24 protein-coding genes and 1 tRNA gene are annotated in these 25,494 nt (G+C 33.1%); 11 read left to right on the top strand and 14 right to left on the bottom strand.

The window, feature by feature from the left end; translation table 11 throughout:
* The first annotated feature begins 2 nt into the window (after positions 1 to 2).
* Entirely contained in the window at positions 3 to 1,178 is a 1,176-nt protein-coding gene (locus tag DICTH_RS07700; RefSeq protein WP_012548749.1) for an MFS transporter, read from the top strand.
* Here the strand turns inward: DICTH_RS07700 and DICTH_RS07695 are convergent.
* From DICTH_RS07695 to DICTH_RS07670, 6 genes are all read right to left on the bottom strand, one after another.
* Entirely contained in the window at positions 1,170 to 1,856 is a 687-nt protein-coding gene (locus DICTH_RS07695) for an anaerobic ribonucleoside-triphosphate reductase activating protein (RefSeq protein ID WP_012547640.1), read from the bottom strand. The genes DICTH_RS07700 and DICTH_RS07695 overlap by 9 nt on opposite strands.
* A complete protein-coding gene (locus DICTH_RS07690; RefSeq protein WP_012547425.1) occupies positions 1,828 to 3,711 on the bottom strand; it encodes a ribonucleoside triphosphate reductase in 1,884 nt (627 codons plus the stop codon). The genes DICTH_RS07695 and DICTH_RS07690 overlap by 29 nt, the downstream gene beginning before the upstream one ends.
* A 22-nt stretch (positions 3,712 to 3,733) precedes the next feature.
* The gene (nrdR, locus tag DICTH_RS07685) at positions 3,734 to 4,186 is read right to left on the bottom strand and encodes a transcriptional regulator NrdR (RefSeq protein WP_012547744.1); all 453 of its coding nucleotides are present in this window, start codon (positions 4,184 to 4,186) and stop codon (positions 3,734 to 3,736) included.
* A 206-nt stretch (positions 4,187 to 4,392) separates the two neighbouring features.
* Positions 4,393 to 5,499: a sugar phosphate isomerase/epimerase family protein gene (locus tag DICTH_RS07680; RefSeq protein ID WP_012548598.1), complete on the bottom strand. Its 1,107-nt coding sequence runs from the start codon at positions 5,497 to 5,499 to the stop codon at positions 4,393 to 4,395.
* A gap of 48 nt (positions 5,500 to 5,547) precedes the next feature.
* Entirely contained in the window at positions 5,548 to 5,805 is a 258-nt protein-coding gene (locus DICTH_RS10285) for a YkvA family protein (protein ID WP_262370084.1), read from the bottom strand.
* A gap of 58 nt (positions 5,806 to 5,863) precedes the next feature.
* Positions 5,864 to 5,950: transfer RNA gene (locus DICTH_RS07670), tRNA-Ser, on the bottom strand.
* Positions 5,951 to 6,032: 82 nt separating this feature from the next.
* Here DICTH_RS07670 and DICTH_RS07665 point away from each other — a divergent pair.
* Positions 6,033 to 7,448, top strand: coding sequence for a sensor domain-containing diguanylate cyclase (locus tag DICTH_RS07665; RefSeq protein ID WP_012548259.1), 1,416 nt, complete (start codon positions 6,033 to 6,035; stop codon positions 7,446 to 7,448).
* 5 nt (positions 7,449 to 7,453) lie between these two features.
* On the opposite strand, the gene cysS is transcribed toward DICTH_RS07665, so the two are convergent.
* On the bottom strand, positions 7,454 to 8,851 hold the full coding sequence (gene cysS / locus DICTH_RS07660) for a cysteine--tRNA ligase (protein WP_012546982.1): 1,398 nt from the start codon (positions 8,849 to 8,851) through the stop codon (positions 7,454 to 7,456).
* A gap of 58 nt (positions 8,852 to 8,909) precedes the next feature.
* On the opposite strand from cysS, the gene DICTH_RS07655 reads away from it, so the two are divergent.
* Positions 8,910 to 9,842 (top strand): D-2-hydroxyacid dehydrogenase, encoded by a 933-nt coding sequence (locus DICTH_RS07655; RefSeq protein WP_012547274.1) that lies wholly within the window; start codon positions 8,910 to 8,912, stop codon positions 9,840 to 9,842.
* A gap of 38 nt (positions 9,843 to 9,880) precedes the next feature.
* Here DICTH_RS07655 and DICTH_RS07650 read toward each other — a convergent pair whose 3' ends face one another.
* Genes DICTH_RS07650 through DICTH_RS07640 form a run of 3 tightly spaced genes read right to left on the bottom strand, consistent with a single transcriptional unit; the run spans position 9,881 to position 11,502 of the window.
* Positions 9,881 to 10,075, bottom strand: coding sequence for a hypothetical protein (locus tag DICTH_RS07650; protein WP_012548104.1), 195 nt, complete (start codon positions 10,073 to 10,075; stop codon positions 9,881 to 9,883).
* A gap of 46 nt (positions 10,076 to 10,121) precedes the next feature.
* A complete protein-coding gene (locus DICTH_RS07645) occupies positions 10,122 to 10,835 on the bottom strand; it encodes an HAD family hydrolase (RefSeq protein ID WP_012548689.1) in 714 nt (237 codons plus the stop codon).
* Positions 10,813 to 11,502, bottom strand: coding sequence for a PrsW family intramembrane metalloprotease (locus DICTH_RS07640; protein ID WP_012547810.1), 690 nt, complete (start codon positions 11,500 to 11,502; stop codon positions 10,813 to 10,815). Before DICTH_RS07640 ends, DICTH_RS07645 begins: the two co-directional genes overlap by 23 nt.
* A gap of 112 nt (positions 11,503 to 11,614) precedes the next feature.
* Here DICTH_RS07640 and DICTH_RS07635 point away from each other — a divergent pair, with 112 nt between their 5' ends.
* The 3 genes from DICTH_RS07635 (at position 11,615) to nuoF (ending at position 15,707) form a co-directional block, all read left to right on the top strand.
* The gene (locus DICTH_RS07635) at positions 11,615 to 13,543 is read left to right on the top strand and encodes an HD domain-containing phosphohydrolase (protein WP_236608260.1); all 1,929 of its coding nucleotides are present in this window, start codon (positions 11,615 to 11,617) and stop codon (positions 13,541 to 13,543) included.
* Between the two features lie 68 nt (positions 13,544 to 13,611).
* Positions 13,612 to 14,073 (top strand): NADH-quinone oxidoreductase subunit NuoE, encoded by a 462-nt coding sequence (nuoE, locus tag DICTH_RS07630; protein WP_012548267.1) that lies wholly within the window; start codon positions 13,612 to 13,614, stop codon positions 14,071 to 14,073.
* Positions 14,070 to 15,707, top strand: coding sequence for an NADH-quinone oxidoreductase subunit NuoF (nuoF, locus tag DICTH_RS07625; RefSeq protein WP_012546989.1), 1,638 nt, complete (start codon positions 14,070 to 14,072; stop codon positions 15,705 to 15,707). Before nuoE ends, nuoF begins: the two co-directional genes overlap by 4 nt.
* 19 nt (positions 15,708 to 15,726) lie before the next feature.
* Here nuoF and DICTH_RS07620 read toward each other — a convergent pair whose 3' ends face one another.
* Positions 15,727 to 16,596, bottom strand: a complete 870-nt coding sequence (locus tag DICTH_RS07620; protein ID WP_012548058.1) for a VIT1/CCC1 transporter family protein — start codon at positions 16,594 to 16,596, stop codon at positions 15,727 to 15,729.
* 113 nt (positions 16,597 to 16,709) lie between these two features.
* On the opposite strand from DICTH_RS07620, the gene DICTH_RS07615 reads away from it, so the two are divergent.
* Positions 16,710 to 17,912, top strand: a complete 1,203-nt coding sequence (locus DICTH_RS07615; RefSeq protein WP_012546918.1) for an ROK family transcriptional regulator — start codon at positions 16,710 to 16,712, stop codon at positions 17,910 to 17,912.
* Here DICTH_RS07615 and DICTH_RS07610 read toward each other — a convergent pair whose 3' ends face one another.
* Genes DICTH_RS07610 through DICTH_RS07600 form a run of 3 tightly spaced genes read right to left on the bottom strand, consistent with a single transcriptional unit; the run spans position 17,913 to position 20,288 of the window.
* Complete coding sequence (locus DICTH_RS07610) at positions 17,913 to 18,716, bottom strand: metal ABC transporter permease (RefSeq protein ID WP_012548200.1); 804 nt, start codon at positions 18,714 to 18,716, stop codon at positions 17,913 to 17,915.
* Positions 18,716 to 19,459, bottom strand: coding sequence for a metal ABC transporter ATP-binding protein (locus DICTH_RS07605; protein ID WP_012547232.1), 744 nt, complete (start codon positions 19,457 to 19,459; stop codon positions 18,716 to 18,718). The genes DICTH_RS07610 and DICTH_RS07605 overlap by 1 nt, the downstream gene beginning before the upstream one ends.
* A complete protein-coding gene (locus DICTH_RS07600) occupies positions 19,443 to 20,288 on the bottom strand; it encodes a metal ABC transporter substrate-binding protein (protein WP_012548459.1) in 846 nt (281 codons plus the stop codon). The genes DICTH_RS07605 and DICTH_RS07600 overlap by 17 nt, the downstream gene beginning before the upstream one ends.
* Positions 20,289 to 20,398: 110 nt before the next feature.
* On the opposite strand from DICTH_RS07600, the gene DICTH_RS07595 reads away from it, so the two are divergent.
* The 4 genes from DICTH_RS07595 to DICTH_RS07580 all read left to right on the top strand — a co-directional run bounded on the left by DICTH_RS07595 (position 20,399) and on the right by DICTH_RS07580 (position 25,491).
* Positions 20,399 to 21,526 (top strand): ROK family transcriptional regulator, encoded by a 1,128-nt coding sequence (locus tag DICTH_RS07595; RefSeq protein ID WP_012548218.1) that lies wholly within the window; start codon positions 20,399 to 20,401, stop codon positions 21,524 to 21,526.
* A 62-nt stretch (positions 21,527 to 21,588) separates the two neighbouring features.
* Positions 21,589 to 23,268, top strand: a complete 1,680-nt coding sequence (locus DICTH_RS07590; RefSeq protein WP_012546964.1) for a 2-oxoacid:acceptor oxidoreductase subunit alpha — start codon at positions 21,589 to 21,591, stop codon at positions 23,266 to 23,268.
* The gene (locus tag DICTH_RS07585; protein WP_012548043.1) at positions 23,265 to 24,119 is read left to right on the top strand and encodes a 2-oxoacid:ferredoxin oxidoreductase subunit beta; all 855 of its coding nucleotides are present in this window, start codon (positions 23,265 to 23,267) and stop codon (positions 24,117 to 24,119) included. Before DICTH_RS07590 ends, DICTH_RS07585 begins: the two co-directional genes overlap by 4 nt.
* A 121-nt stretch (positions 24,120 to 24,240) precedes the next feature.
* Positions 24,241 to 25,491: a 6-phospho-beta-glucosidase gene (locus DICTH_RS07580; protein WP_012548025.1), complete on the top strand. Its 1,251-nt coding sequence runs from the start codon at positions 24,241 to 24,243 to the stop codon at positions 25,489 to 25,491.
* Positions 25,492 to 25,494 lie beyond the last annotated feature (3 nt).

Below are 25,494 nucleotides of genomic sequence, written 5' to 3'. Positions count from 1 at the left end.
TTGTGAAGAGTATAAGGATAGATTTTTTTGTAAAAATTTTAGTGCTTCTGAGTGTTGGGGGAATTGGTCTTTCCTTTTTTCAAGCTTTTCGTGGTTTTTCTTTGATATTTTTTATAAACAAGTTTGTTGCTTCAAAGTCCCAAATAGGAGTTTTACTTTCTTTGGGAAGTTTAGTAGGTATCTTTATACCACCTTTTGTAGGTTTTTTATCGGACAAGTTAAAAAGAATAATAAAAGGTAGAAAATATCTAATTGTTTTTTCTCTTCTTTTTCTTTCTCTATCTATATATTTTTTAGAAAAGACAAAAAATGTTACAGAGTTATTTCTCTACTTAACTTTAACTTATGTATTTTTTTACTCTGCTATCTCACTGTATCAAACTTTGGTTCCTGACCTTTTTAGCAGAGATTTTTTTGCAAGGGCTACAGGTGTTCTAAATTTTGCCTCTCAATTTTTCCAAGGGGTATATATTTTTATAGTTGTTATTTCTCACGCTTCTAACTTGACTTTTGCTTTGTTAAAGTGGAGTATTTTTTTGTCTGCAATAATTTTCTTTTTTATACCTGAGAAGGAGAGTAAAGTAAGTCTCCAAAATTTTACTGTAAACATAGAGTTCTTAAAGGGAAGATTTTGGTTCACACTTTTCCTTTTACAATTTTTTGTTTGGTATGGTATCTCCTCTGTAAGCTCTTTTATATTACTTTTCTTTCAAGATGCTCTTTCAGCTTCCTTAAGTGAGTATATAGTTGTGTTAGTTATTTTTGGGGTTTTAACGGCTTTGTCTACCTTTTTTTCAGGTTTTATTGCTGACAAGTTTCCTAAAGAGAAGCTTTCAGCGATTTTTCTTGCTCTATTTGGTATAAGTAGTTTTTTATTTTCGCAAGCTCAAAGGATAAATATGGCTTTTATAGCTTCGGTGATTTATGGAATAAGCCTTGGTTCTCTTACAGTAATTCCTTACAGTTTGATACTTAGCTATATTCCAAAGGATAAAGAAGGAAGTATAGTAGGAATAAATACGTTAGTAGTTTCTGCTTCTCAGGTTATTGCTTACTTAACCTCAGGTGTGTTGATCGATATTTTAGGTTATAGGGCTAATTTTCTTCAGGGGCTACTTTCTACTATATTTGGTCTATTGGTTCTTAGAAAGATCACAAATACACCAAAACTATCTTAACTTGCTTTTTATGGTAGCTGAGTATTTCTCTAACATCTCTTCAGGATATGGATTTTTGTTTTTAAACTCGTAACTTAGGGTTTTGTCATTTTTAAAAGGCTGAAGAAAATACAGAGTATTTTCTCCAATTATTTTTCTTATTTCAATAAGATCTTCTTCTTCCACAATTTCAGGTACCACAGTGGTCCTTATTTCAAATTTTATTTTGTTCTCTCTCAGTATCTTTAAGGATTCAAAGATATTTTTGAGATATTTTTTTGTCTCGTTCTCTGTTAGACCTATGGCCTTGTGATATTTAGAGGGGGAGGTTTTGAAATCCATTGCTACATAATCTACAAGGTTACTTTTTATAATTTCTATAAGCATTTTTGGATTTGAACCATTGGTGTCAAGTTTTATTAGAAGTCTTTTCTTCTTAATTTTAAAAAGAAAGGAGGGGAGATCCTCCTGAAGAGTAGGCTCCCCTCCTGTGATCACAACTCCTTTAATTAATTTTCTTCTTCTATCAATCTCTTCTAATATGAATTCCTCAGAGTATTGTCCCTTCTTTCTTTGAGATATTAGCTCAGGATTATGGCAGAAGGGACATTTAAAATTACATCCCTGTGTAAATATTACAAAGCTTGGTATTCCAGGGTAATCTATTAGACTAAATCCCAGGTAGCCTGAGATTTTCAATTTTTCTCCTCTCCTTTAATGCTAAAATAAAGGTCTTTCTTAACCTAAATTCTTCTTGCTTTCCTTTGTTCCAACTTTTTACAGGTCGGTAATATCCTACAACTCTTGAGTATATCTCTGTTCCTTTTCCACAAGTTGGACATTTTTCATGAGCCCCTCTTATATAGCCATGCTCTGGGCATATACTGAAGGTAGGTGTAAGGGTAAAGTAAGGAAGTCTATAATTTGAAGTGATTAATTTTACTGCTTCTTTAACCATTTCTATGTCTTCTAATGCCTCTCCTAAAAAGATATGAAGTACTGTACCACCTGTGTAGAGACTTTGGATCTCATCTTGGTGTTCTAAGACTTCAAAAGGATCTGCAGAGTAATCTACGGGAAGCTGAGTAGAATTGGTATAAAAAGGTTCATTGCTTCCTGAAGTATAAATGTCAGGGTATTTATTCTTGTCTATCCTTGCAAGTCTGTAAGAAGTGCCCTCTCCAGGTGTGGCTTCTAAGTTGTATAAATTGTTTGTCTCTTTCTGAAATTCTATTAATTTTTCTCTCATGAATTTCAATACCTTTATGGTAAATTCTCTTCCTGCAGAAGTCTCTATTCCTTCTCCTAAGAAGTTTACACAAGCCTCATGCATTCCGATAAGTCCGATAGTAGCAAAGTGGTTACCCCAGTATTGTCCTGTTAGCTCATAAACTCCAGATAAGTAATATTTGGAGTAAGGATATAGGTTTTTATGAGTTAGATCTTCAATAACTTGTCTCTTAATTTCTAAGCTTTCTTTTGCAAGTTCCATAAGATAAGATAATCTTTCAAAAAATTCCTCCTCAGTTTTCGAGAGATATCCCAGTCTTGGCATGTTGATAGTTACTACACCAATACTTCCTGTTAAGGGATTAGCTCCAAATAGTCCTCCGCCTCTATGTTTTAGTTCATCCACATTCTTTGTGTTGGTATTTAAAGTAAAGCTTAGAGCTCTCTGTCTTACCATAGAGTTGTCAAGTCTCAATCTACAACACATGGATCTTACATCAGAAGGATCCATATCTGAATTTACAAAGTTAGAAAAGTATGGAGTTCCATACTTAGCAGTCATTTCCCAGATTTTTGTAAGGTTTGATTTATCCCATGGAAAATCTTTGGTTATGCTATAAGTAGGAATTGGGAAGGTAAATATTCTTCCATTAGCATCTCCCTCTATCATTACTTCTGCAAAAGCCTCGTTTAAAAGATCCATCTCCCTTTGAAATTCTCCGTAAGTAGCCTCTTTTCTTTCTCCTCCTATTATTACTTTTTTGTCTTTTAAATCTTGAGGTACTACAAGGTCAAAGCTTAGGTTAGTAAAGGGTGTTTGGAAGCCAGTTCTTGTAGGTATGTTTAAGTTAAATATGAACTCTTGCATGGCTTGTTTTACTTCCTTATAAGTAAGACCATCGTAGGCTATGAAGGGAGCAAGGAATGTATCAAAATTAGAAAAGGCTATGGCTCCTGCTGCTTCTCCTTGTAAAGTAAACATAAAGTTTACTATTTGACCCAAGGCTGTTCTAAAATGTTTTGCAGGTTTACTTGCTACCTTACCTTCTACCCCTCCAAAGCCCTTTAGGAGTAAATCTTCAAGATCCCATCCAACGCAATAAACCGAAAGAGATCCCAAGTCATGAATGTGAAAATCTCCATTTTGGTGTGCTCGAGATATTTCTTGGGGGTATATTTCCTCAAGCCAATATCTTGCAATTAGAGAAGAATATAAGTAGTAGTTTAATCCTTGGAGAGAATAACCCATATTTGAGTTTTCATTTACTCTCCAATCTTCTCTTGTTAAATACTCTTTTATTAAGTTATTCAGATTACCAATCATAAGCTAAGCCCCCTTTTACTGTTTATTCTTTTTTCATTTGAGATAAAAGTTTTGCAAATTCTTCAAGAGAACTAAATTCTTGATATACAGATGCAAATCTTACATAAGCAACAGCATCAAGATCTTTTAGTTTTTCTAACACCATTTTCCCAATCTCCTTAGAGGTTATCTCGCTTATTCCCTGTTTTCTTATGTTTGCAATAATTTCATCAATAATTGCTTCTAATTTTTCATTATCTATATTTCTTTTCACCACTGCCCTTTGAAGTCCAGCTAAGAGTTTATTCCTATCAAAAGGCTCTCTTCTCCCGTCTTTTTTAATAACCATTATGGGTTTTTCTTCAATCCTTTCGTAAGTAGTAAATCTATTCTTACAGTTAGGGCACTCTCTTCTTCTTCTTATTACCCTTTGATCTTCGATTTCTCGTGTGTCTATAACAAAAGTATCCTCATATCCACAGAATGGACATCTCAAAATTTTACCCTCCCCACTAAATATTGTGGTTATATTTATAACATAACCCAACATATAGTGCAAGATTGGAAAAGGTTAAAAATTGATGATTTTTTACCTAAATTCTCTTATTTATTTGAGATTTTAATTCTTTTTGACTATGAGTAAAAAATGGTTAAAAATTAAGGGGAGAGGCTTACCTCTCCCCTTTAGAAGGTAACCTTGATCTATTTATGATTTTCGGCAAGAATTAATTCAAGCTCACCTCTATGATTTTCTGGATCAAAGTAGCACTCAATGATTCTATCATGAGGTAATCTTTCAATTCTTTCATTCATGATTTGAAGGACTTTAGTATTGATTTCAATGGCTTTGATTACAGGCATTCTTTCTGGGTTTATGTCTATTCCAAAGTATCCTTGATATCCTACCATCTTTAGAGTATATAGGAGAGCTTCGGTGGAATCCCAATCAACCACTCCTATGTTCAAATCCTGGTCATAGTTTCCTAAGGGTTGGCTATTCCAATGAGTATGGAATAGTCTTCCTTCTCTTGCTACTCTGGCATAGGCATATGGTAGGTCTTCAAATCCCATTCTTACATGGCCTACTTCTGGATTAAGTCCTACGAGGGCATGTCCTTCCTGTAATAACTTCAAGTTTTCAGGATTTTTTAACCTGGCCTCAATATCTCTTGCAGCAAGGATTCCATCAGCAGTAGTTCTGTATATGTTATTAGGAGCAGGTTCGTAGGGTTTTGGCTCTATTGCCACCTGTACTCCAGGCACTTCATCCATAGCCTGAGCTACTAATTCTTCAAAAGTGTCCCACATATGGTAGTAGAGATGTCCATAAGAGTAAGTATATCCATCGATTCCAGGCCAAATAATGCAAATATCAGCGTTAGCCTCTTTTACTAGTTTTAATCCATTTACTAATCTTTCATAGGCTACTTTTCTGTATTTTTCGTAGGGATTAGAGAGAGAGCCAAACTCAAAAATTTTATCGTAGAATAAGCTTAATGGTACAGCGACGAGTCTTATTCCTGCTTCTTTTTCTAGTTGTTTGTATAGATGGAGATTTTCTTCGTTTACCTCTGCAGGATAGTGGGCCTCAATTCCTTTTACTCCAAATTTGGCCATTTCAGCAGCCATCTCGATTCTTTCTGGTATACTCTTTTGTTCTACGTAAGGCTCATGGAATCTTCCACCACCAGGAGTAAAGTACCAAATTCCTACCGAGAATTTAAGATCTAATTTAAAAGTTTGCATGTGTTTTAAGAGTTCCTCTTTGGATCTTCTAATTTTTTGTGCGCGGTGATCTACAAAAGGCATACTTTTAACCCTCCCTGTTTTTTATTTTTATAACATTTTACAATAACTTTAACTTATAAGCAATCGTTTTAATATAAATAACAATATGATTATCCAGAAGAGAAGAATAATTATACCAAATATCCAGTTCTTTCTTAAGAATAAATCTTGTTTTTCCACATATTCTTCATATTCTTTTAGCTTATCTTTTGGGATTAATTTAAAACAAAGATATATACCTAAGGGTAATATTATATAATCATCAAGATATCCAAGGATGGGAATAAAATCAGGAATGAGGTCGATAGGACTTAAAGCATAGCCAATAAGGATTATAACAGGAATTTTTTTGAGATAGGGAATTTGAGGATCTTTATAGAAAAGGTGGCGGAGAGGGTGGGATTCGAACCCACGAGGCAGTTAGCCTACTCGCTTTCGAGGCGAGCGCCTTCGTCCACTCGGCCACCTCTCCAAAGATTATTTTAACATAAATAATTTTATTAATGACATGTTATAATTTTCAATAAATATTTAGAAGAGGACACTGCAGAGATATGAAAATAAAGAGTTTTAGAGTTAAAGTAACGCTAATATTAATTCTCATAATATTGATAATTATTTCTACAATTTTTGGACTCTCGTCTTATTTGCTTAATTTGAATTTGAAAGAAAGGGTAAAGAGGGAGATAAATTCTTACAAAAGGGTAATTTCATATATTATAGAACTGGAAAAATGGACTTTAGAAAAACAAATAAAAGATTACTCTTTATGGAAGGAACTTGGAGAAAGGGCAGTTATTAAGAAAGATAAGACTTGGATTAAATCTAATTTAAATCCTTGGGTGAAGGATACCTTAGGATATGATGTGATACTATTTACTGAGGATAGAAAAATTATAACTTCTTCTTTTAGTTTTCCCATAGAGAAAATAGAATTGACCAAGGAAATAAAAGTCTCTATTATCAAACTAAGTAAGGATTTCTACATATATGGTGTAGGGCCTGTTTATGATGAAAACATAAAGAAGTTTTATGGGGCCTATCTTCTTTTTGCTAAGAAGATTGATAGTGAATATATAAGAGAATTAGAAAAAATTATAGATGCAAAAATCACTTTTATTTTTAGTAATCAGGCAAATAGGTCTATTTTAGAAGATTATTATAGATATCCTCATATTCATTTAGCGATCCCCCTAAATAATGAAATTTACATTGTTATAGATAAACAGGATCCTTCTTTGTATGAGTTTAATAAGCTACTCCTTACTATTTTGGGAATATCCTTAGGAGTTATCTTGCTCTTTTCTATAGTTTTTATGCAGATCTTGTTAAACCATATTTTTAAGCCTTTTGAGAGGCTTGTAGATATTTCTCATAATATAGCCAATGGTAAATATGATGTAGAGCTCATGGAAGATAGAGAAGATGAATTTGGAGATTTTATTAAGGTCTTTAAGCATATGATTTCTAAGATAAAAGAGAGAGAAGAAAAATTGATATTTGAGTTGAAAGAAACAGAAAAATTGACCTATTTAGATCCTTTAACAAGGCTTTATAATAGAAGATTTCTTGAGGAAAAATATGGGTATATAAAAAGAAACTATGATACGTTTGTTTTAGTATTTGTAGATCTTGATAATTTTAAAGAGATAAATGATAGATGGGGGCATGAACTAGGAGATAAAGTTCTTATAGAGGTGGCAGAATTTTTTAGAAGAAACTTTAGAGAGTATGACTTTGTAGTAAGATATGGGGGAGACGAGTTTTGTATTATTTTAGTTAATGTTGATAAAGAGAAGGCTGAAAGAATATTAGAAAGGATAAAGAATAAATTTGAAATTGAGATTTTAAACTTTTTTGGATTTAACTTAAGTTTTACCTATGGAGTAGCTGAATATCCTAAGGATGGAGAAAGTTTAGATACTCTTGTTAAAATTGCTGATGAAAGGATGTATAAGCATAAAAAATAATATCCTTATTTTGTAAGAGGTGTAGCTTTTTTAATTCTTGGACCTTGTGGGGTATCTTCAATTATATATCCTCTATTTTTAATTTCCTCACGTATCCTGTCAGCTTTTTCCCAATCCTTATTTTTTCTTGCTAATTCTCTCTCTTCTACAAGCTTCCAGATCTCTTCAGGAATCTCTATTTTAATCTCTGGAGGATTGTCAAGAGAAAGACCTAAAACTTTGTCAAATTGTAGTAAAGTTGCTCTTTTTACCTCAGGAGCTAATTTATCGTCTTTGACTAATTCCCAAGTTATAGCCAGGGCTTTAGGCATGTCAAGGTCATCATTTATTGCTTTATGAAATTCTTCCTCATACTTTTCATCATATTTAGCCTCTTCTTTGGGATATTTTTTCATATTTTCATACAATCTGAATAGAGCTCTTTGAGCTGCCTCCAAAGCTGACCAAGTAAATTTTAATGGACTTCTATAATGGGCTGTGAGACAAAAGTATCTATAAGATAAAGGATGATATCCCTTTTCTTCTAAATCTGACAAGGTTATAAAATTGCCTTCCGATTTTCCCATTCTTTTTTCGCCCATAATTAGAAATTCTCCATGGAGCCAATATTTTGCCATAGGCTTATCATAGGCTGCTTCTGACTGGGCAATTTCATTGGTATGATGTATGGGGATATGATCTATACCACCACAATGTATGTCAAAGGGTTGTCCCAAATATTTGGTAGACATCGCAGAACACTCAATATGCCATCCTGGAAATCCTACTCCCCAGGGAGAATCCCATTCCATCTGCCTTTTTACATCCTTTGGAGAGAACTTCCATAGAGCAAAATCAGTAGGGTTTTTCTTTTCAGGATTGTACTCTACTCTTGCTCCAGGGAGGAGGTTTTCTAAATCTTGACCTGCCAATTTTCCGTAGTCAGGGACCTTTGATGTATCGAAATAAATTCCATCAGAAGTTCTATAAGTATATCCTTTTCTTTCAAGGATAAGTATTAGGTCTATAAAATCTTGAATGTGATCGGTGGCTTTACACCATATATCAGGTTCAAGGATATTTAATTTTTTAAGATCTCTCTTAAAGGCTTCTGTATAAAACTCTGCAATCTCCCATGCACTCCTTCTTTCCTTTTTTGCCTCTCTTTCTATTTTGTCCTCTCCCTCATCGGCATCAGAGGTGAGATGTCCTACATCAGTAATATTCATCACATGTTTTACTATATAACCATTGTATATTAATACTCTTTTTAAAATGTCTTCAAATATGTATGTTCTAAGATTGCCTATGTGGGCATAGTTATATACTGTGGGACCACAGGTGTACATCCCCACATAGGGTGGATTTAATGGTTCAAACTTTTCTTTTCTTTTTGTTAGTGTATTATATAAGTAAAGATCCATAGTGAATAAAATTATAACATAAGATGAGAAAAAAATTCAAAGGAGGAATTATTAAAAAATGAAAGTATACATAAATTATCCCTTAAAAGATGAATATTTGGAGATGATAAAACAAGCAAGAGAAGATGTGGAGATTGTAGATAATATAGAGGAAGCAGAGGTATTTTTTGGTGGTCATATCTCAAGAGAGGATATTAAAAGAGCAAAGGAACTTAGATGGATTCAATCTTCGTCTGCAGGTATAGATAACATTCTTTTTGAAGATCTAATTAACTCAGATATTATTATAACTACTGCCAGTGGTGTTCATCCTAAGCCTATTGCTGAGCATGTTTTTGCTCTTATTCTCTCTTGGACAAGGAGAATAAATGTAGCTCTAAAAGGTAAATTTGAAAGAAGGTGGAATAGGGAAGAAATAAAGTGGTGTGATGAACTTACTGGAAAAACTATGGGAATAATAGGTTATGGGAAAATAGGGCAGGAGATAGGAAGGATTGCAAAGGGTTTTGGTATGAAGGTAATAGGAGTGAAAAGAGATATAGCTAAAAGGGATGATGTTGAATTTTTGCCTGATGAGCTCTTATCTTATGAAAACTTGCATGATGCATTAAAAAGATCGGATATTGTTGTGCTGGTTTTACCTTTAACTCCTGAAACCCGAGACTTAATAGGAGAAAAAGAATTTAAAATGATGAAAAAGAATGCAATTCTTGTTAATGTGGGTAGAGGTAAGACAGTAAGAGAAGAAGACTTAGTTAAAGCTTTAAAAGAGGGACAAATTCAATGTGCTCTTCTTGATGTGTTTTATGATGAACCTTTGCCTAAGGAAAGTCCTCTATGGGATCTTGAAAATGTAATTATAACTCCTCACATAGCTGGCATGACTCCCTATTATGATGAAAGGCTTCTGGAAATATTTATACATAACTTAAAGCACTATCCTAACATTGATAAAATGCTGAATGTGGTAAATAAAAATTTGGGATATTAAATTCTTGGGAGGGTTGACCCCTCCCTTGAAATTAGATTTTATTCTTTTTTGGAAAGTTGATCTTTCAATTCTGAGTATCCGAAGATGATTAATATTATTCCTAAGAATACAAGAAATATTGGTACTACTGCCATGAGGGCCTTAACAAAGTAAGACCACCAAATTATTAGTCCCCATACTCCTAAAACTATAGATACAATTCCAAAGAGGATTATTAAGATTTTACTCAACATTTTTGCACCTCCCAAAAGATTTGAAAACTATTATATTTATAGTACTTTATTTAGCAAGAAGGGGTAAGATTTCAAAAAAATCTTTTAAGGTTCCAATAAAATCTGGCTTGTACTCAATATTGTTAAGAAAAATATTTTCATGATTATATAAAAAGGTGAGGATTCCTAATTTAGAGGCAGACAAATCTTCCTTTATATCATTTCCTACCATAATAGCTCTTTCTGGAGGTACATTGATTTTCTCTAAAATTTCCTTGTAATATTCCACGTTTGGCTTACAGGAATGCATTTTCTCCATAGAGGTTATCAGATCGTAAGGATAATTTTGAAGTTCTCCCCATCTAAGCCTTTCTTCTATAGCTATGATGGGAAATACTGCATTGGTAGCAATTACAACTTTTAATCCTAATTCAAAACTTCTTTCAATAACCTCTTTAGCGTAGAAGTTTGTTCTCGCTTGCGAAAGGTCTTTCAAAAGAGGGAACTTTTGAGAGTAGAAGTTATTAAAGAATTCTTCCATATTTTTTCTATCTTTGCCTGTAAGTTTTGTAAACTCATCCCAGAATACCTCATAATTGGTTTTAGGCCCTTTATTTAGAAGCATTTTTTCAATGGCAATATTTAAATTTTTGAAAAGTTCTTTTTCATCACCTATTTTTTTGAAGTCTTCCCTTAAAAGAGAAAAATAGTTTTTCATAAATAGATCAAGGTCATTTATAAGGAGCGTACCATCCAGATCAAAGAGAACTGCTTTTATCATTTTTCTCCTCCGTTGTGAATATAATAAGTTTTTGCCCCCTTTTCCACATCCATCTTCCTACTCCATAGACTATCACCAAAATGAAAATTGAGAAATACCATTTTTCAGTGAAAATTAAGAAATCGTACAAAGCATGCCAAAAAACGGGATAATAAAGGGCCTGTAGTAGATGTTTTTCGGGATTTATTCCGAATTTTGCAAGGCCAAAAGAGTAGCCCATAAATAGAGCAAGAACAAAGTGGGCAGGAACTGCAAGAAAAGCTCTTGTAATTCCCACAAGATATCCACCGGATGTTACGTATAAGATGTTCTCCAGGGTAGCAAACCCCATTCCTACCATCACTGAGTACACTATTCCATCAAAAGGCTCATCAAATTCTTCTTTTGGATATAGAAACTTGTATATTACATAATACTTTAGTCCTTCTTCTATTAAGGCAACTCCTAAGAGAGAATATAAAAAAAGAGAAACAAGATTGCTTTTAGTTTTAAAAGGAAGAAGGGGTTCTACAATTAGTTCAAATATACCGGCAGGAAAGGATATAAGAACTCCAAGAGCAAAGGACCAAAAGATTAGTCTTGATGGCTCTTTATTCCATCTGTCTTTGTTATATACATACCAGGCTATTGCTACTCCTGGAGCAAGACCTAATATAAAAAGTATCATATTTTGAGAGAACTAAAATATATTATTGATGTAGTATAGCATTTTTTTGTTATAATTACTTAAAAAGTTTTTAAAAATGTGTGAGAAGATGAGATTTAAGGATTTTAAAAATTTGTTAATATTACTATTATTGATATCTCTTCTTGTTAGTTTTAACGCTAATGCTCAAAACCCATTAAAAGTTTTAATCGATAAAGACTACCCTCCCTTTACGTATATTGATGAAAAAGGGAATTTAGTTGGAATTTCAGTAGAGTTTTGGAATTTATGGAGTAAAAAGACTGGAATAAAAGTGGAACTTTTTCCTATGGAATGGGAAAAGGCACAAGAGAGTCTTGTTAAAGGTAATTTTGATGCTATTGATACTATATTTAAGACCTCAGAAAGGGAGAAATATTTAGTTTTTTCAAAGCCCATTTTTGAAATAACATCCAGCATATATTATAGGGTTGGTATGCCTAAGATTTATTCTCCAAAAGATTTAACTCCTTATGTGGTAGGCGTAAAAAAGGGCGATGCTGTAATAGAATTAACCCTAAAGGAAAATCCACATGTTATTTTTAAATATTTTGATAATTATTTGGACATTATTAAATCTGCGAAAAAGGGTGATATAAGTGTTTTTATTATGGATGATATACCAGCAAATTATTATCTTGTTAAATATGATCTTGTTTATGAATTTGTCAAAGGTCCCCTAATTACTACCAATTACCTCCATGTGGCAACCCTTAAGAATAAAGGTGAATTAATAGATCTTATAAATAGAACCTTAGATAAGATTACCAAAGAAGAATTAGCTGAATTAACAGAGAGATATGTAGTATCTAAAAAAGCTGAAAAAACTTGGTTTGAAAAGAATGTTCATTATATTCTTATCTTTATTTTGGTTTTAGGTTTTTTTGCATTTCTTTATTTTACTTTACTTTCTCGGGAAATTAGAAGGGTGAGGCAAGCTCTTGAAGAATGGATAGAGAAGTTTTGGGGCTTTTTTAAGGATATATCTGAGATCTCAAATTTGAATCTAAGAGATGAGGAGTTTTTAAGAAAAGTTCTTGACATTATTATTGGAATTATTTCTAAGGCAAATTATGGTAGTATCTTTTTAAAAGAAGGAAATGACTTAAAACTAATAGCCACTCTTGGACATGATAAAAATTTGGAGGGAATTATTTTAAGCGAGGGAAATTATTTGGGACCTGATAAACCAATTATCGTTAAAGATCTTTTAAATATCGAAAGAAAAGATGAAAAAGTAAAAGAGATATTATTAAAACATAGTAAACCTACTAAGGAATCTCTAATAGTGCCTTTAAAATTAGATGGTAATATATGGGGGTATTTTTGTCTTGATATCTCTAAAGAAAGTAAGGAGAGTTTTGATGAGTTAGATATTAGTCTGGTAGAACAATTTACAAATATCATTTCTGTCTTCTATGGCTTTAGGAATTATTTGAAAGAGAGAGAAATTTATTTGACCAATTTGATCACCGTTTTAATAAAAACTTTGGAGTATTATGATAGATATACTCAAGGACACTCTGAAAGGGTAGCAAGATATGCTGTTAAGATTGCAGAAAGAATCGGCCTTGATAAGGAAAGAATTAAAAAGATTTATTGGGCTTCTTTGGTTCATGATATTGGAAAGATATATATTCCTCAAACTCTTCTCAACAAAAATGGAAAGTTTACCGAGGATGAGTATGAGTTTGTAAAAATACATCCTGTTAAGAGCGAAGAAATTCTTTCTCAAGTTGAGGAATTGAAAGAGTTAGCAAGAATAGTTAGACATCATCATGAAAGATGGGATGGTAAGGGGTATCCTGATGGACTTTCTGCGGAAGAAATTCCTCTTGAGTCAAGGATAATTGCTGTTGCAGATGCCTTTGAAGCAATGACAGCAGAAAGACCTTATAAAAGGGCTTTGACTTTAGAAGAGGCTATTGAAGAAATAGAAAGAAATAAGGGTACTCAGTTTGATCCAAGGTTGGCAGAGGTAATGATTGAGATCATCAAAGAAGAGATTCAAAAGAAATCTTGACAGAATATTTCGTTATTTTTTACACTATTTAAAAGGTATAAAAGAACTATATTATGGGGGGCTAAAAAATGGAAGATCGTCAAAAGATTTTGGAATCCTTTCCTCGGGATCCAGATTATATTATTGAAATTCTCCATGAATTACAAAACAGAAACCCTTATAACTATCTTACTCCAGAGGATATAAAGGCCTGTGCAGAGTATTTAGGACTTCCAGTAAGCTATGTGGAGGGTGTCGCATCTTTTTACTCTATGTTTAGCTTGAAGCCAAGGGGTAGGTATGTGATAAGGCTTTGTGATTCTCCTCCATGCCATTTAGTAGGCTCAGAATCTTTGCTTGAGTATTTGGAGAAGAAATTGAATATAAAAGTGGGAGAAACTACAGAAGATAAACTATTTACTTTGGAGCTTACCAGTTGTCTTGGAGTGTGCGCTGTTGCTCCTGCTATGATGATTAATGACGAAGTCTATGGTAATCTTACTTTTGAAAAGATAGATAAAATTTTAGAAGAAAAGAGGGGGAATTTATGAGTATAGCGAGGAGTCATGTACTTATTTCCATAGATGCCAATACTCTTCTTGCAGGAGCAAAAGAGGTTGAAGAGGCCTTGATAAGAGAATTAAAGGAAAGGGGTTTAGATAAAGAGATAGCAGTTATTGAGACTGGACCTTTAGGAATTATTGGAAAAGGTGTAGTTATGGTAGTTTATCCGGAGGGAATTTATTATGGCAACGTAAAGGTGGAGGATATACCAGAGCTTGTCGAAGAACATTTCATAAAAGGAAGGCCTTTAAAAAGGCTTATGATAGAAGGTGCTACTTTGCCAAGTGTGGTAACAAAGGAGGAAGTTGGTCTTACAAGAAAACAAGTAAGGATAGTACTTAGAAATAGTGGAGTAATAAATCCAGAGAGTATAGAAGAATACATCGCGCAAGGTGGCTTTGAGGGACTCTCAAAGGCTCTTTCCGAGATGACACCTGAAAATGTTATAAAAGAAATAAAAGCCTCGGGACTTAGAGGAAGGGGAGGAGCAGGATTTCCTGCAGGTTTGAAATGGGAGTTTACTTACAAAGTGCCTTCGGATGAAAAATATGTAGTATGCAATGCTGATGAGGGTGAGCCTGGAACTTTTAAGGATAGATTGATTCTTGAGGGTGATCCTTTCAGGATTGTAGAAGCGATGGCCATAGCAGGCTATGCTATTGGGGCTAAGAAGGGTTACATATATATAAGGGGAGAGTATAAGCTTTCTATCGATAGAATGCAAAAAGCCATAAATGTTGCAAAAGAATATGGGCTTTTAGGAGATAACATATTAGGTACTAATTTTTCCTTTGATTTAGAGGTAAGAAAGGGTGCAGGAGCATATATCTGTGGAGAAGAGACTGCCTTAATTGAATCTTTAGAAGGTAAAAGGGGTATTCCTCGTATAAAGCCCCCCTATCCTGTATCTCAAGGTTTGAGAAATAAACCTACTTTGGTCAATAATGTGGAGACATTGGCTAATGTGCCTGATATTATAAAAAATGGGGCTCAATGGTTTAGACAATTTGGCACAGAAAGTTGTCCTGGCACAAAGGTTTATACTATTCTTGGAGATGTGGTTAATGCAGGGTTAATTGAGGTAGAAATGGGTACTCCATTAAGGGATATTATCTTTCAATATGGTGGTGGAATTAAAGATGGCAAGAAATTTAAGTGTGCATTAGTAGGAGGTGCTGCAGGGGCATTTTTAGGTAATGAGATGCTTGATGTGAAGATGGATTTTGATAACCTCAAGGAATACAAGGCAGTACTTGGATCTGGAGCTATTTTAGTCATGAGTGATGGCGTTTGTATAGTAGATATGCTTAAAAGTATCCTCAGATTCTTTAAACATGAGTCCTGTGGTAGGTGTACTCCTTGTAGGGTAGGTACAAAAAGACTTGTAGAGATAATTGAAAAGTTTGCTTCTCTGGAAGGTACGGAAGAAGATTTAGATGAAATGCTTAATATAAGTTTGGTTATGAAAGATACTTCTTTTTGTCCTTTGGGACAGTCAGTATACTTGCCTGTAAGTTCTGCAATAAAGTATTTTAGGGATGAATTCATCTCTCATTTTAAAGACAAATATTGTGTTAGTGGGAGATGTAAACCAAAGCTAAGCTTGGTAGGGGAAGCATGAGCTTCCCCTTGATTTTTAATTAGTCCAAATTTACACCAAGAACTCCTTTGATAATTAGCCCGATAGCAAAGCTTATAAAGGAAACTGAGAATATTATGATTAGCATTTCAATAAACCTTCTTTTAAATTCCAAGTCTTTGGCTACTGAGACGTAGTAATTGAAAATTAATACTAATAATAGAGAGGAGATTAGTGCTAATACAAGAGATAATATGTAATTGGAGGTTAGTAAATAAGGTAAGATTAATATTATTACTGTAGTTATATAAGTTAAACCTGTTATGATGGCTGCTTTTATAGGATTTCTTTCATCACTTTCGGCTTTTGTAGAAAGATATTCTGAGCCAGCCATAGAAAGAGCAGCTGCAATACCAGTGACAAGTCCTGAGAGGGATATAAGTTTATTATTTTGGAAGGCAAAGGTTAATCCTGCTAAGGTTCCTGTTAACTCTACCAGTGCATCAGAAAGTCCTAAAACCATGGATCCTACATAATTCAATCTTTCCTCATCAAGAATTCCTAATAGTTTTTGTTCATGATTTTTTTCTTCTTCTATAATTTTGCTTATATCAGGTATAGAGGACAGAATATGACCATATCCTTCTATAGCCTTATCTTCTCCCCTTTCCATGAGCTTTGTGGTAAAGGTAAATCCTAATATTTTAGTTAGTAATAGAATAAGAAAAATCTTTAATTTTTTGGGCTTTGGCTCTTTATTAGTATATGTCTTAAGTTTTTCAAAGTGTTTTAGTTCATCCTCAGCTATTTCTAAAAAGATTCTTTTATTATTTTCTTCCTTTTCCCATTCTGATAGTTTCTTGTATATGAAATGTTCTGTAATTTCGTTTTCTTGCATTTTTTCAAGAATTATGATTAATTCTTTATTCATATTACCTCCTCCTTTCTAGCTTTCATATTATACCTGATAATTGACTTATATTTTATATTAATAATATAATTTTTTAGTGTTAAAAAATTAGTCTGATTTGGAGGTAGGAAAAATTGAAACCTGTAAATATTAAAAGTATGAGAATAACAAATGTTTCTCTTGTTTTGGACACCATAAGGAGAATGGGGCCTATATCTCGCTATGATATTTCTAAAATTACAAAATTAAGTCCTTCTGCGGTTTCTAGTATTGTGGAAAATTTAATAAATGTGGGTATTGTTAAGGAGACTCCTGCTAAAGTAACTAAAGTGGGGAGGAGACCTATAGAACTTACCTTAAATGAAACAGGATATTATCCTATAGGTATAGAAATTGAAAAAGATAAGATAACGGGAATACTTATGGCCCTTTCGGGAAAGATATTGAAGAGTAAAGTAATAAATTTAAATACTACTAATGTGGAAGAGGTCTTGGATACTGTAATAGAAGTGTACAGATTTCTTATAGAGGATGTAAATAAAGAAGAGATAATAGGAATTGGGGTTGCAGTTCCAGGAACTATAAATCGAAAGGAAGGAGTATGTATTTTTTCTCCAAATCTTGGTTGGAGAAACGTGAATATTAAAGATTATTTAGGAAGATATATCAAGGATTATCCATTATTTATTGAACATATAATAAAGGCAGTAACTTATGGAGAAATGTGGTATGGGGCTGGTATTGGGAAGGATAATATCATATGTGTGAGGGTTGGTAGTGGGGTTAGTGCAGGTTTTGTACTTGATGGAAGACTCTATAGAGGTCCTAATGATAGGGCTGGAGAGTTTGGGCACACAGTTATAGAAAGGAATGGAAAAAAATGTAAATGTGGTAGTTATGGATGTTTAGAAACCTATGTTTCTACTCAGGTACTTTATGAAAGAGTTTATGATGGTATTCAAAGAAACGCATATACAAAGGTAAATATTGAAAATAAGTCAAAGGATGAAATATTAGATGAAATCATAGAAGCAGGAAGAAATGGAGATAGATTTGTCCTAAATATTTTTGAAGAGATGGGAACTTATTTAGGACTTGGAATAGCGAATCTTATAAATCTTTTCAATCCAGAGATAATAATAATTGCGGGAGGATTATCTAAAGCAGGAGATCTTCTTTTAGATCCTGTAAAAAGGGTTATTAATCTTCACGCTTTTCCTCCTATACCAGAGATAATGGTAACTAAACTTGGCGCTTTAACAGGTCCCATCGGGGCTGCTTCTGAGGTGATAGAAGAAACTTTGCTAAAGAAGATTTTTGAAAAGGTAGAAGAGTAGTTAATGATTTGTGGGCTTCTTTATAAAAAGCGAGCTTAGGAAAAATATCGTAGCAACCATAACAATAGTAGCACCTGTGGGAATATTAAAGTAGTATGAAAAAATCAATCCAGAAAAGATAGAGATTAGGTTTAAGGAAATCGTAGCAAAAACCGATTTTTTAATATCTTTAATAAAGGGAATAACTGTAGCAGCAGGAATTATTATAAGGGCTGAAGATAATATAATTCCCACTAATTTACTTGTAAGTACAATAGCAATACCAGTAAGCGTAAGAATCCACCTTTCAAGTTTGTAAACATTTAAGCCTGATGCTTCCGCAGTTTCTTTGTCAAAGATGATAAATATTATTTTCCAATAGTTTTTGATAAAGAATACTAAGATCCCAATTGTGAAAAGTAATGTTAATATAAGGTCTTCTTCCTTCACAGAGAGAATGCTTCCAAAAAGAAAGCTAAAAAGATCGGTAGTGTAGCCTTTGTGAAAGGAGAGTAGAAGAGCACCTAAAGCCATGGAAGATGAATAAAAAATTCCTACAGGAATCTCTTGCTGTAATTTAGATCTTTTTACAATGTACGGTATGCTCCATATTAGTAAAATAGTAAAAACAATAGCGGTTAAAGTCATATTTATTCCTAAGAGATATCCGATAGACAGCCCTCCAAAGACAGCATGGCTTATTCCTGCGCTCATAAATGTCATTCTACGATAGATTAAGTAGAGCCCTATAATGCTTGAAATTATACTTATTAAAAATCCTGCAATGAGAGCTCTTTGAGTGAAACTGTAAGCAAATATCTCCATTATTCCTCCTTGTGAGTGAGAAGTAGGAAGTTTTCTCCATATAATTCCTTCAAAGCACCGTGAATTTGTATTTCCTCAGGACAGCCGTGAAGGTATAGTTTTCTATTTATACACGCCAGTCTGTCTACCTCTTTTGAGATTATACCTATATCATGAGATACTAAAATAATTGACTTATTTTGTTTTTTTAAATCTCTAAGTAAAGTATAAAATTTGTTCTGGGTCTTAACATCTATACCTACAGTAGGTTCATCAAGAATTAATAATTTAGGTTCTTGAGCAAGAGCTCTTGCAATAAGAACTCTTTGCTGTTGTCCCCCAGAAAGTTCCCCATATATTTTATCTTCTATGCTTTTAATTTCCATATCTTCCATAACTTTATCCATAATCTCAAAATCATAATAGGTTAGCTTTTGCCAATTGTTTACTACTCTTCTTCCTAAGGCAACAATATCCTTAACCTTTAATGGTAAATATTTTTCCAAATCGGGTTTTTGAGGAACATAACCTATCCATTTTCTTTCTTCTTTTAAAGATTGAACATCTTTATTGAAAACCTTCACAATTCCTTTTAATGGTTTTATTATTCCTACGATTATTTTCAATAAGGTAGATTTTCCTGCCCCGTTTGGTCCTATTATTGCTAAAAATTCTCCTTCTAATACCTCCATATTTACATTTTCTAAAATTAAGTCTTGGTCATAACGGTGGTATAAATTTTTTATCTCAACGATTTTGTTCATAAAATATCTCCTTTAATATTTTCACATTTTCCTTTATCAGTTCAAAATAATCTTTATTATATCCTATAGGGTCCATATCTACTATTTTTACCTTTGTCTCCTTTTGAATAGTCCCTAAGGTTGGAGTATTTATAAATGGTTCCTTGATTATGTACTTTATGTTTTTACTCTTTATAAGCCTGATAATTTCTGAGATTTTCTTGAGGGATGGTTCTTTTCCCTCTCCTTCTTCTATGTAAGACAAAACCTTTATATTATACCTTTTGAAGAAATAATAAAAGGAAGGGTGATAGGCTATTATTTCTTTATTTTTAAAAATAGAAAGTTCCTTTATTATGTATTTATTTAGTTCGTCTATTTGTTTATTAAACTTGTTTAAATTCTTTAGATAATAATTTTTGTTTGAAGGATCAATGCTTGAAACCTTTTTATAGATTATATTTGCTATATCTTTTGCTAAGATTGGATCAAGCCAAAAATGGGGATTTTCTTCTTTGATTTTTAAATAATCGGACAACACCAAAGTATCCTTTTGGGCAGAATCTGCCAATTTTTTAGCCCATAGATCTACATCTTTCCCATTAATGACTACAATCTTTGCTTTTTCTAATTCTTTCATAATTTGAGGTGTAGGTTCAAAAAGATGAGGATTAGTATTTGAAGGCAATAAAACCGATATCTTCCATAAGTCTCCCACAATATATTTGGTGATACTACCAATAGGAGGAATGGATACAGCAATATTCCTCTCTTGCGAAAGAGAGGTTGAAGGTATAATAAATATTATAAGTAATAGGGTTAATATAAGTTTTATTTTAGGTTTGTTCATTTTTCACCTCTTTTGTACTTTACCATGTTATGTCAAATTATATCACAATAAAAATTTTGTGTTAAAATTTATAAAAATTATAAAAAATAAACAGAATGAGGTTAGATACTATGAGAGAGGGAAGAAAACCAGAATATATAGGCTTGTATAATAAAAATCTTGTTCTTGAGATTCTTATAAAAACTGGTCCTAAGTCGAGGGCAGAACTTGCAAGAATTTCTAAACTAACAAAGACAGCCATATCTGAGATAGTAGATGAACTCATTGAGAAAAATATTCTTGTGGAGATTGGAAAAGTTGAGACTTCAAGGGGGAGAAGACCCACAAAACTAACTATTAATCCTGATTTAAAGATTTTAGCAATTGATTTAAGCGGTTTAGAAGGAAGATCAGGAATTGTTGATGCCTCAGGAAAGGTTGAAGAAGATTTTTATTATCCTATAAAGAGGAAGGAAGACCTTTTTGAGCTTATAGATCCTCTTCTCAAGAAGTATAAAAATATAATAGCCATATCTATTTCAGTTCCTGGTATTATAAATAAGTATAATGGAGAGGTAATACTTTCGGTGGGACTCAATTGGAGAAATTTTCTTTTAAAGGAATTTTTGAAAGAGAGGTATCCTAATCTTCCTATTTACATTGAGAAGGATACTAATTCGGGACTTTTATCGGAACTCTGGTTTGGCGAAGGTAAGAAATTTAATATTCTTTTCTACTTATTGTTTGAGAAAGGAATAGGACTTGGAATTTATTATAATGGTAATATCATAGAAGGCTTTAATAATATTGAGGGAGAGATAGGTCATACCATAGTAAATGGAGATATAGCAGAGATATGTTGGTGTGGAAATAAAGGCTGTCTGGAAACTATTGCGTCTTTCCCAAAGATTCAAGAAAAATTTTCAGATTTTAAACTTTTAGAAGAAAGCCTTAAAAGCTATAATCAAGGGGATAAAGATCCTTTCTTAGAAGAAATCTTCAGATATCTCGGTATATCCTTGGCAAATGCTGTGCACATTATTGCTCCTGAAGCAATATGCGTTGCTGGAAATAGGGGAATGACAAGGAATATTTTGAACCTGTTTACCGAGATTCTTAAAAAAGAAGTTGATAAGTATATTTTTGAATATCTAAAGGATAAAATATACTTTTATGCATCACCTCTTGGAAATGATGGCCTGCTTATTGGGGCAGGCATCTTAGGCTTTACAAATTATTTTAGAGAATTGGTAAAATAAAAATCATTCTATTTTTTATTTTTGTATAGTATAATAATTAAAAAAAATGGGGGATCATTGATATGGAATGCAAAATTTTGATAGGGGGAGAAGCAGGCCAAGGAATTCAAACAATATCAAATATACTCTCAAAGTATTTTTTTAGGATAGGGTATTATGTTTTTACTATTGAGAGTTATCAATCTCGTATTAGAGGAGGGCATAATTATAGTCTTTTAAGGATTTCTGATAAACCTATATATGCTATTGATAATGAAAAGGTAGATATTCTTATTGCTTTGAATTTGGAGACCATAAGATTACACCTTAATGAAGTAAAAGAAGGGGGTCATATTTTTTGTGATGAATCTATAAAAACTGAGGAATTTTTAGGAGATGATAGAATCATTAAAATTCCAGTTAAACAAATAACTCAAGAATTGAAATCAAAGCTCGTTGAAAATACTATTTTTGTTGGGGCTCTTCTTGCTTTGAGTAGTGGGGACATTGATGAAATGAGAAAAATTATTGCTGAAACTTTTAAACAGGAATATTTTGACATAAATATGAGGGCTCTGGAAGAAGGATATAAATATGCTCGTGATCTAAATAGAAGTTGTGGAAGTTTTCTTAAAAGAGGTAGAGATAACAGATTGTTGCTAAACGGGGCTGAAGCTGTAGGTTTTGGAGCAATGGTTTCAGGTTGTAAATTTTTGGCTTCTTACCCTATGACTCCTGGTACTGCAGTAATGAATTTTATTGCTGAACATGAATTAGATTTTGATGTGGTGGTAGAGCAAGCAGAGGATGAAATTGCTGCAATTAATATGGCAATTGGAGCGTTCTTCGCGGGCGCAAGATCAATGGTTACAACTTCTGGTGGTGGTTTTGCATTGATGGTAGAGGGATTGAGTTTAGCAGGTATGACTGAAACTCCTGTGGTTATTCATATAGGTCAACGTCCTGGTCCTGCAACGGGTCTTCCTACAAGGACTGAACAAGGAGATCTAAACTTTGTAGTGCATGCAGGACACGGAGAGTTTGTGAGATATGTTACAGCTCCAAGAGATCAAAAAGACGCTTTCTATAAAACTATAAAAGCCTTTGAGTTAGCTGAAAAATATCAAATTCCTTCTATAATTCTTACAGATCAATATTTGATTGATTCTAAGGCAGTAATAGAAGAGCTTAATCCTCCTTCTGAGATAAAGTTCTACAGAGTTAAAGCTGATACTAACTATTTGAGGCATAAAATCACTGAGGATGGAGTTTCACCTTTTGCTATACCTGGTGAGTCAGAAGCTCTTGTTATTACTGACAGCGATGAACATGATGAGGAGGGGCATATAACTGAAGATCTTAGTATTAGAAAGAGAATGGTTGAGAAAAGAATGAAAAAGCTTAATCTTTTGTTAAAGGAAATAGAAGAGCCCTCATATTTTGGGGTGGAAAATCCGGAGATTATATTTATTGGCTGGGGATCTACTTATGGGGTAATAAAAGAGGGAATAGAAAGGTTAATTAGGGAAGGTTATCCTATAGGGCACTTACATTTTTCTGATGTATATCCAATAGTTAATGAACACTTAGAAAAGTATAAAGGGATCAAATTGTACACCATAGAACAGAATTATCAAGGCCAATTTGCTGCTTTATTGAGAAAAGAGACAGGAGTAGATGTAAAAAGGGGTTTGGTTAAATATAATGGTTTTCCTTTTTATGTGGAAGAAATTATAAAGGGGGTAAAGGAGTTAATGGGATGAGAGTAGAGGATTTTGAGAATAATCAAGTTCCTGCGTGGTGTCCTGGTTGTGGAAATTGGTCTATTTTAAATTGTATAAAAAGAGCCCTTGCAGAATTAGACCTTAAACCTCATGAGGTTCTTATGGTGTCAGGTATAGGTCAGGCAGCGAAAGCGCCACATTACTTCAAATGTAATCTTTTTAATGGACTCCATGGAAGAGATATTCCTGCAGGTGTAGGAGCAAAAATTGCCAATAAAAATCTTGTAGTTATTTGTGAGTCTGGAGATGGAAATACCTATGGAGAAGGTGGAAATCATTTGATACACAATATTAGGAGAAACCTAAATATAAAAGTTTTTGTACATAACAATCAGATTTATGGTCTTACTAAGGGACAAGCATCACCTACTAGCGATCGAGGAATGAAAACAAAGGTACAACCTTTAGGAGTTCCTTATGGCCCTTTAAATCCTATAGCTTTAGCAATTTCTCAAGGAGCATCTTTTGTAGCAAGGTCCTTTTCAGGAGAGCCTGATCATTTAGTAGAGATGATGAAGCAAGCTATTTTACATAAGGGTTTTGCTTTATTAGATATTCTTCAACCTTGTGTTACCTTTAACAAGGTAAATACTTATCAATGGTATAGGGAGAGAATTTATAAGCTTGACTCTGATTATGATCCTACTGATATTATAAAGGCTTTTGAGAAATCTTTAGAATGGGGTGATAAAATCCCTATAGGTGTTATTTATAAAAATGAAAAGCCAATTTTTGAAGAGATTTTGCCACAATTGCAAGGTGAACCTCTGTACAAAAAGGTTAGGTCTCCCTTTGAGATTTTTGAAAGAATAGTGAAAGAATTTCAGTAAGTTAGTGGTACTATTATTTTGATTTTTCTTGTTCTTTCTTCTAAATTTAGTAAACATACTTTACAAATATTTTAAAATATTTTATACTCTTTTCAAAATCCTTTTGAGGAGGTTTACTCTTATGAAGGTAGTTGTTATTGGAGGAGGAAGTACTTATACCCCAGAATTAATTGAGGGTTTTTTTGATATATGGAATAAAGTTGAAGCTTTAGAAATAGTACTTGTGGATATAGATGAGCATAGATTAAATATTGTATATGAATTTTTGAAGAGGATGATAAATAGGGTTAAAGCCAAAATAGAACTCAAAAAGAGCATTGATCTTGATAGTGTACTTCAGGGAACAGACTTTGTGATAAATCAGATCAGGGTAGGGGGAAATAAAGCAAGGCTTCTTGATGAAACAATTCCCTTGGAATTTAATCTTTTAGGGCAAGAGACTACAGGCCCAGGTGGTTTTGCTAATGCCTTAAGAACCATACCTGTGGTTTATGATATTGCTAAGAAGGTTGAAAAATATGCTCCAGATGCGCATTTTATTAATTTTACTAATCCTTCAGGAATTATTACAGAAATGCTTCTGAATTATACAAAAATAAAGGCCATAGGTTTATGTAATGTACCTATCAATTTTCAAAGATTTTTTGCAGATCTTGCAGGGGTTAACATGGATGATGTTTTTATGGATTATTTTGGTTTAAACCATTTAAGTTTTGTTAGAAGGGTTTTTATAAAGGGTGAAGATAAGACTGAAGAGCTTTTTGAGAAGGCAAAGGAAAAAGTCTCAGATAAAGAGAAAAAGATAATAGACTATTTAAACATGTTTCCTAATTATTATCTCAGATATTACTACTTTAGGGAAGAGATGGTTGAGGAGTTAAAACATAAACCTAAAAGAGCAGAAGAGGTTATGAAAGTAGAAGAAGATCTTTTAAGGCTTTATCAAGATCCTAATTTAGATACTAAACCGGTAGAGCTCTCTAAGAGAGGAGGAGCTTTATATTCAAAGGCTGCTGTAAATTTGATTTCTCATCTTTATGGTTTAGAGGAAGGTTTTCAGATAATTAATGTGAAAAATGATGGTAGTATTTATGATCTTCCTTATGATGGTGTGGTAGAGATACCTGTTTATATACAAAAAGATAGATTTCATAGGTATTCTATTGGTAATTTGCCAATGGAAGTTAGAGGTTTAATACAAGGAGTAAAAGCTTATGAAAGACTTACTATTGAGGCAGCCATGGAGGGATCATATAGAAAAGCACTTTTAGCTATTTCTCAACATCCTCTTGTTTCCTCTTTATCTCTTGCTGAAAAGCTTTTGAATAGGTTAATTGAAGTAAATAGAGAACTTTTTCCAGAGCTAAAGTAAGTG

Origin of the sequence: Dictyoglomus thermophilum H-6-12, assembly GCF_000020965.1 — a bacterium.
Taxonomy (GTDB): Bacteria; Dictyoglomota; Dictyoglomia; order Dictyoglomales; family Dictyoglomaceae; genus Dictyoglomus; species Dictyoglomus thermophilum.
Note: the sequence above shows the minus strand (reverse complement) of the source record. Positions and strands in the feature narration are given on the sequence as shown.

Coding starts and splice junctions, on each gene's coding strand:
- DICTH_RS07690 (WP_012547425.1), bottom strand. CDS start 3,711: ATGATTGGTAATCTGAATAACTTAATAAAAGAGTATTTAACAAGAGAA.
- DICTH_RS07680 (WP_012548598.1), bottom strand. CDS start 5,499: ATGCCTTTTGTAGATCACCGCGCACAAAAAATTAGAAGATCCAAAGAG.
- DICTH_RS07665 (WP_012548259.1), top strand. CDS start 6,033: ATGAAAATAAAGAGTTTTAGAGTTAAAGTAACGCTAATATTAATTCTC.
- cysS (WP_012546982.1), bottom strand. CDS start 8,851: ATGGATCTTTACTTATATAATACACTAACAAAAAGAAAAGAAAAGTTT.
- DICTH_RS07655 (WP_012547274.1), top strand. CDS start 8,910: ATGAAAGTATACATAAATTATCCCTTAAAAGATGAATATTTGGAGATG.
- DICTH_RS07650 (WP_012548104.1), bottom strand. CDS start 10,075: ATGTTGAGTAAAATCTTAATAATCCTCTTTGGAATTGTATCTATAGTT.
- DICTH_RS07645 (WP_012548689.1), bottom strand. CDS start 10,835: ATGATAAAAGCAGTTCTCTTTGATCTGGATGGTACGCTCCTTATAAAT.
- DICTH_RS07640 (WP_012547810.1), bottom strand. CDS start 11,502: ATGATACTTTTTATATTAGGTCTTGCTCCAGGAGTAGCAATAGCCTGG.
- nuoE (WP_012548267.1), top strand. CDS start 13,612: ATGGAAGATCGTCAAAAGATTTTGGAATCCTTTCCTCGGGATCCAGAT.
- nuoF (WP_012546989.1), top strand. CDS start 14,070: ATGAGTATAGCGAGGAGTCATGTACTTATTTCCATAGATGCCAATACT.
- DICTH_RS07620 (WP_012548058.1), bottom strand. CDS start 16,596: ATGAATAAAGAATTAATCATAATTCTTGAAAAAATGCAAGAAAACGAA.
- DICTH_RS07610 (WP_012548200.1), bottom strand. CDS start 18,716: ATGGAGATATTTGCTTACAGTTTCACTCAAAGAGCTCTCATTGCAGGA.
- DICTH_RS07605 (WP_012547232.1), bottom strand. CDS start 19,459: ATGAACAAAATCGTTGAGATAAAAAATTTATACCACCGTTATGACCAA.
- DICTH_RS07600 (WP_012548459.1), bottom strand. CDS start 20,288: ATGAACAAACCTAAAATAAAACTTATATTAACCCTATTACTTATAATA.
- DICTH_RS07595 (WP_012548218.1), top strand. CDS start 20,399: ATGAGAGAGGGAAGAAAACCAGAATATATAGGCTTGTATAATAAAAAT.
- DICTH_RS07590 (WP_012546964.1), top strand. CDS start 21,589: ATGGAATGCAAAATTTTGATAGGGGGAGAAGCAGGCCAAGGAATTCAA.
- DICTH_RS07585 (WP_012548043.1), top strand. CDS start 23,265: ATGAGAGTAGAGGATTTTGAGAATAATCAAGTTCCTGCGTGGTGTCCT.
- DICTH_RS07580 (WP_012548025.1), top strand. CDS start 24,241: ATGAAGGTAGTTGTTATTGGAGGAGGAAGTACTTATACCCCAGAATTA.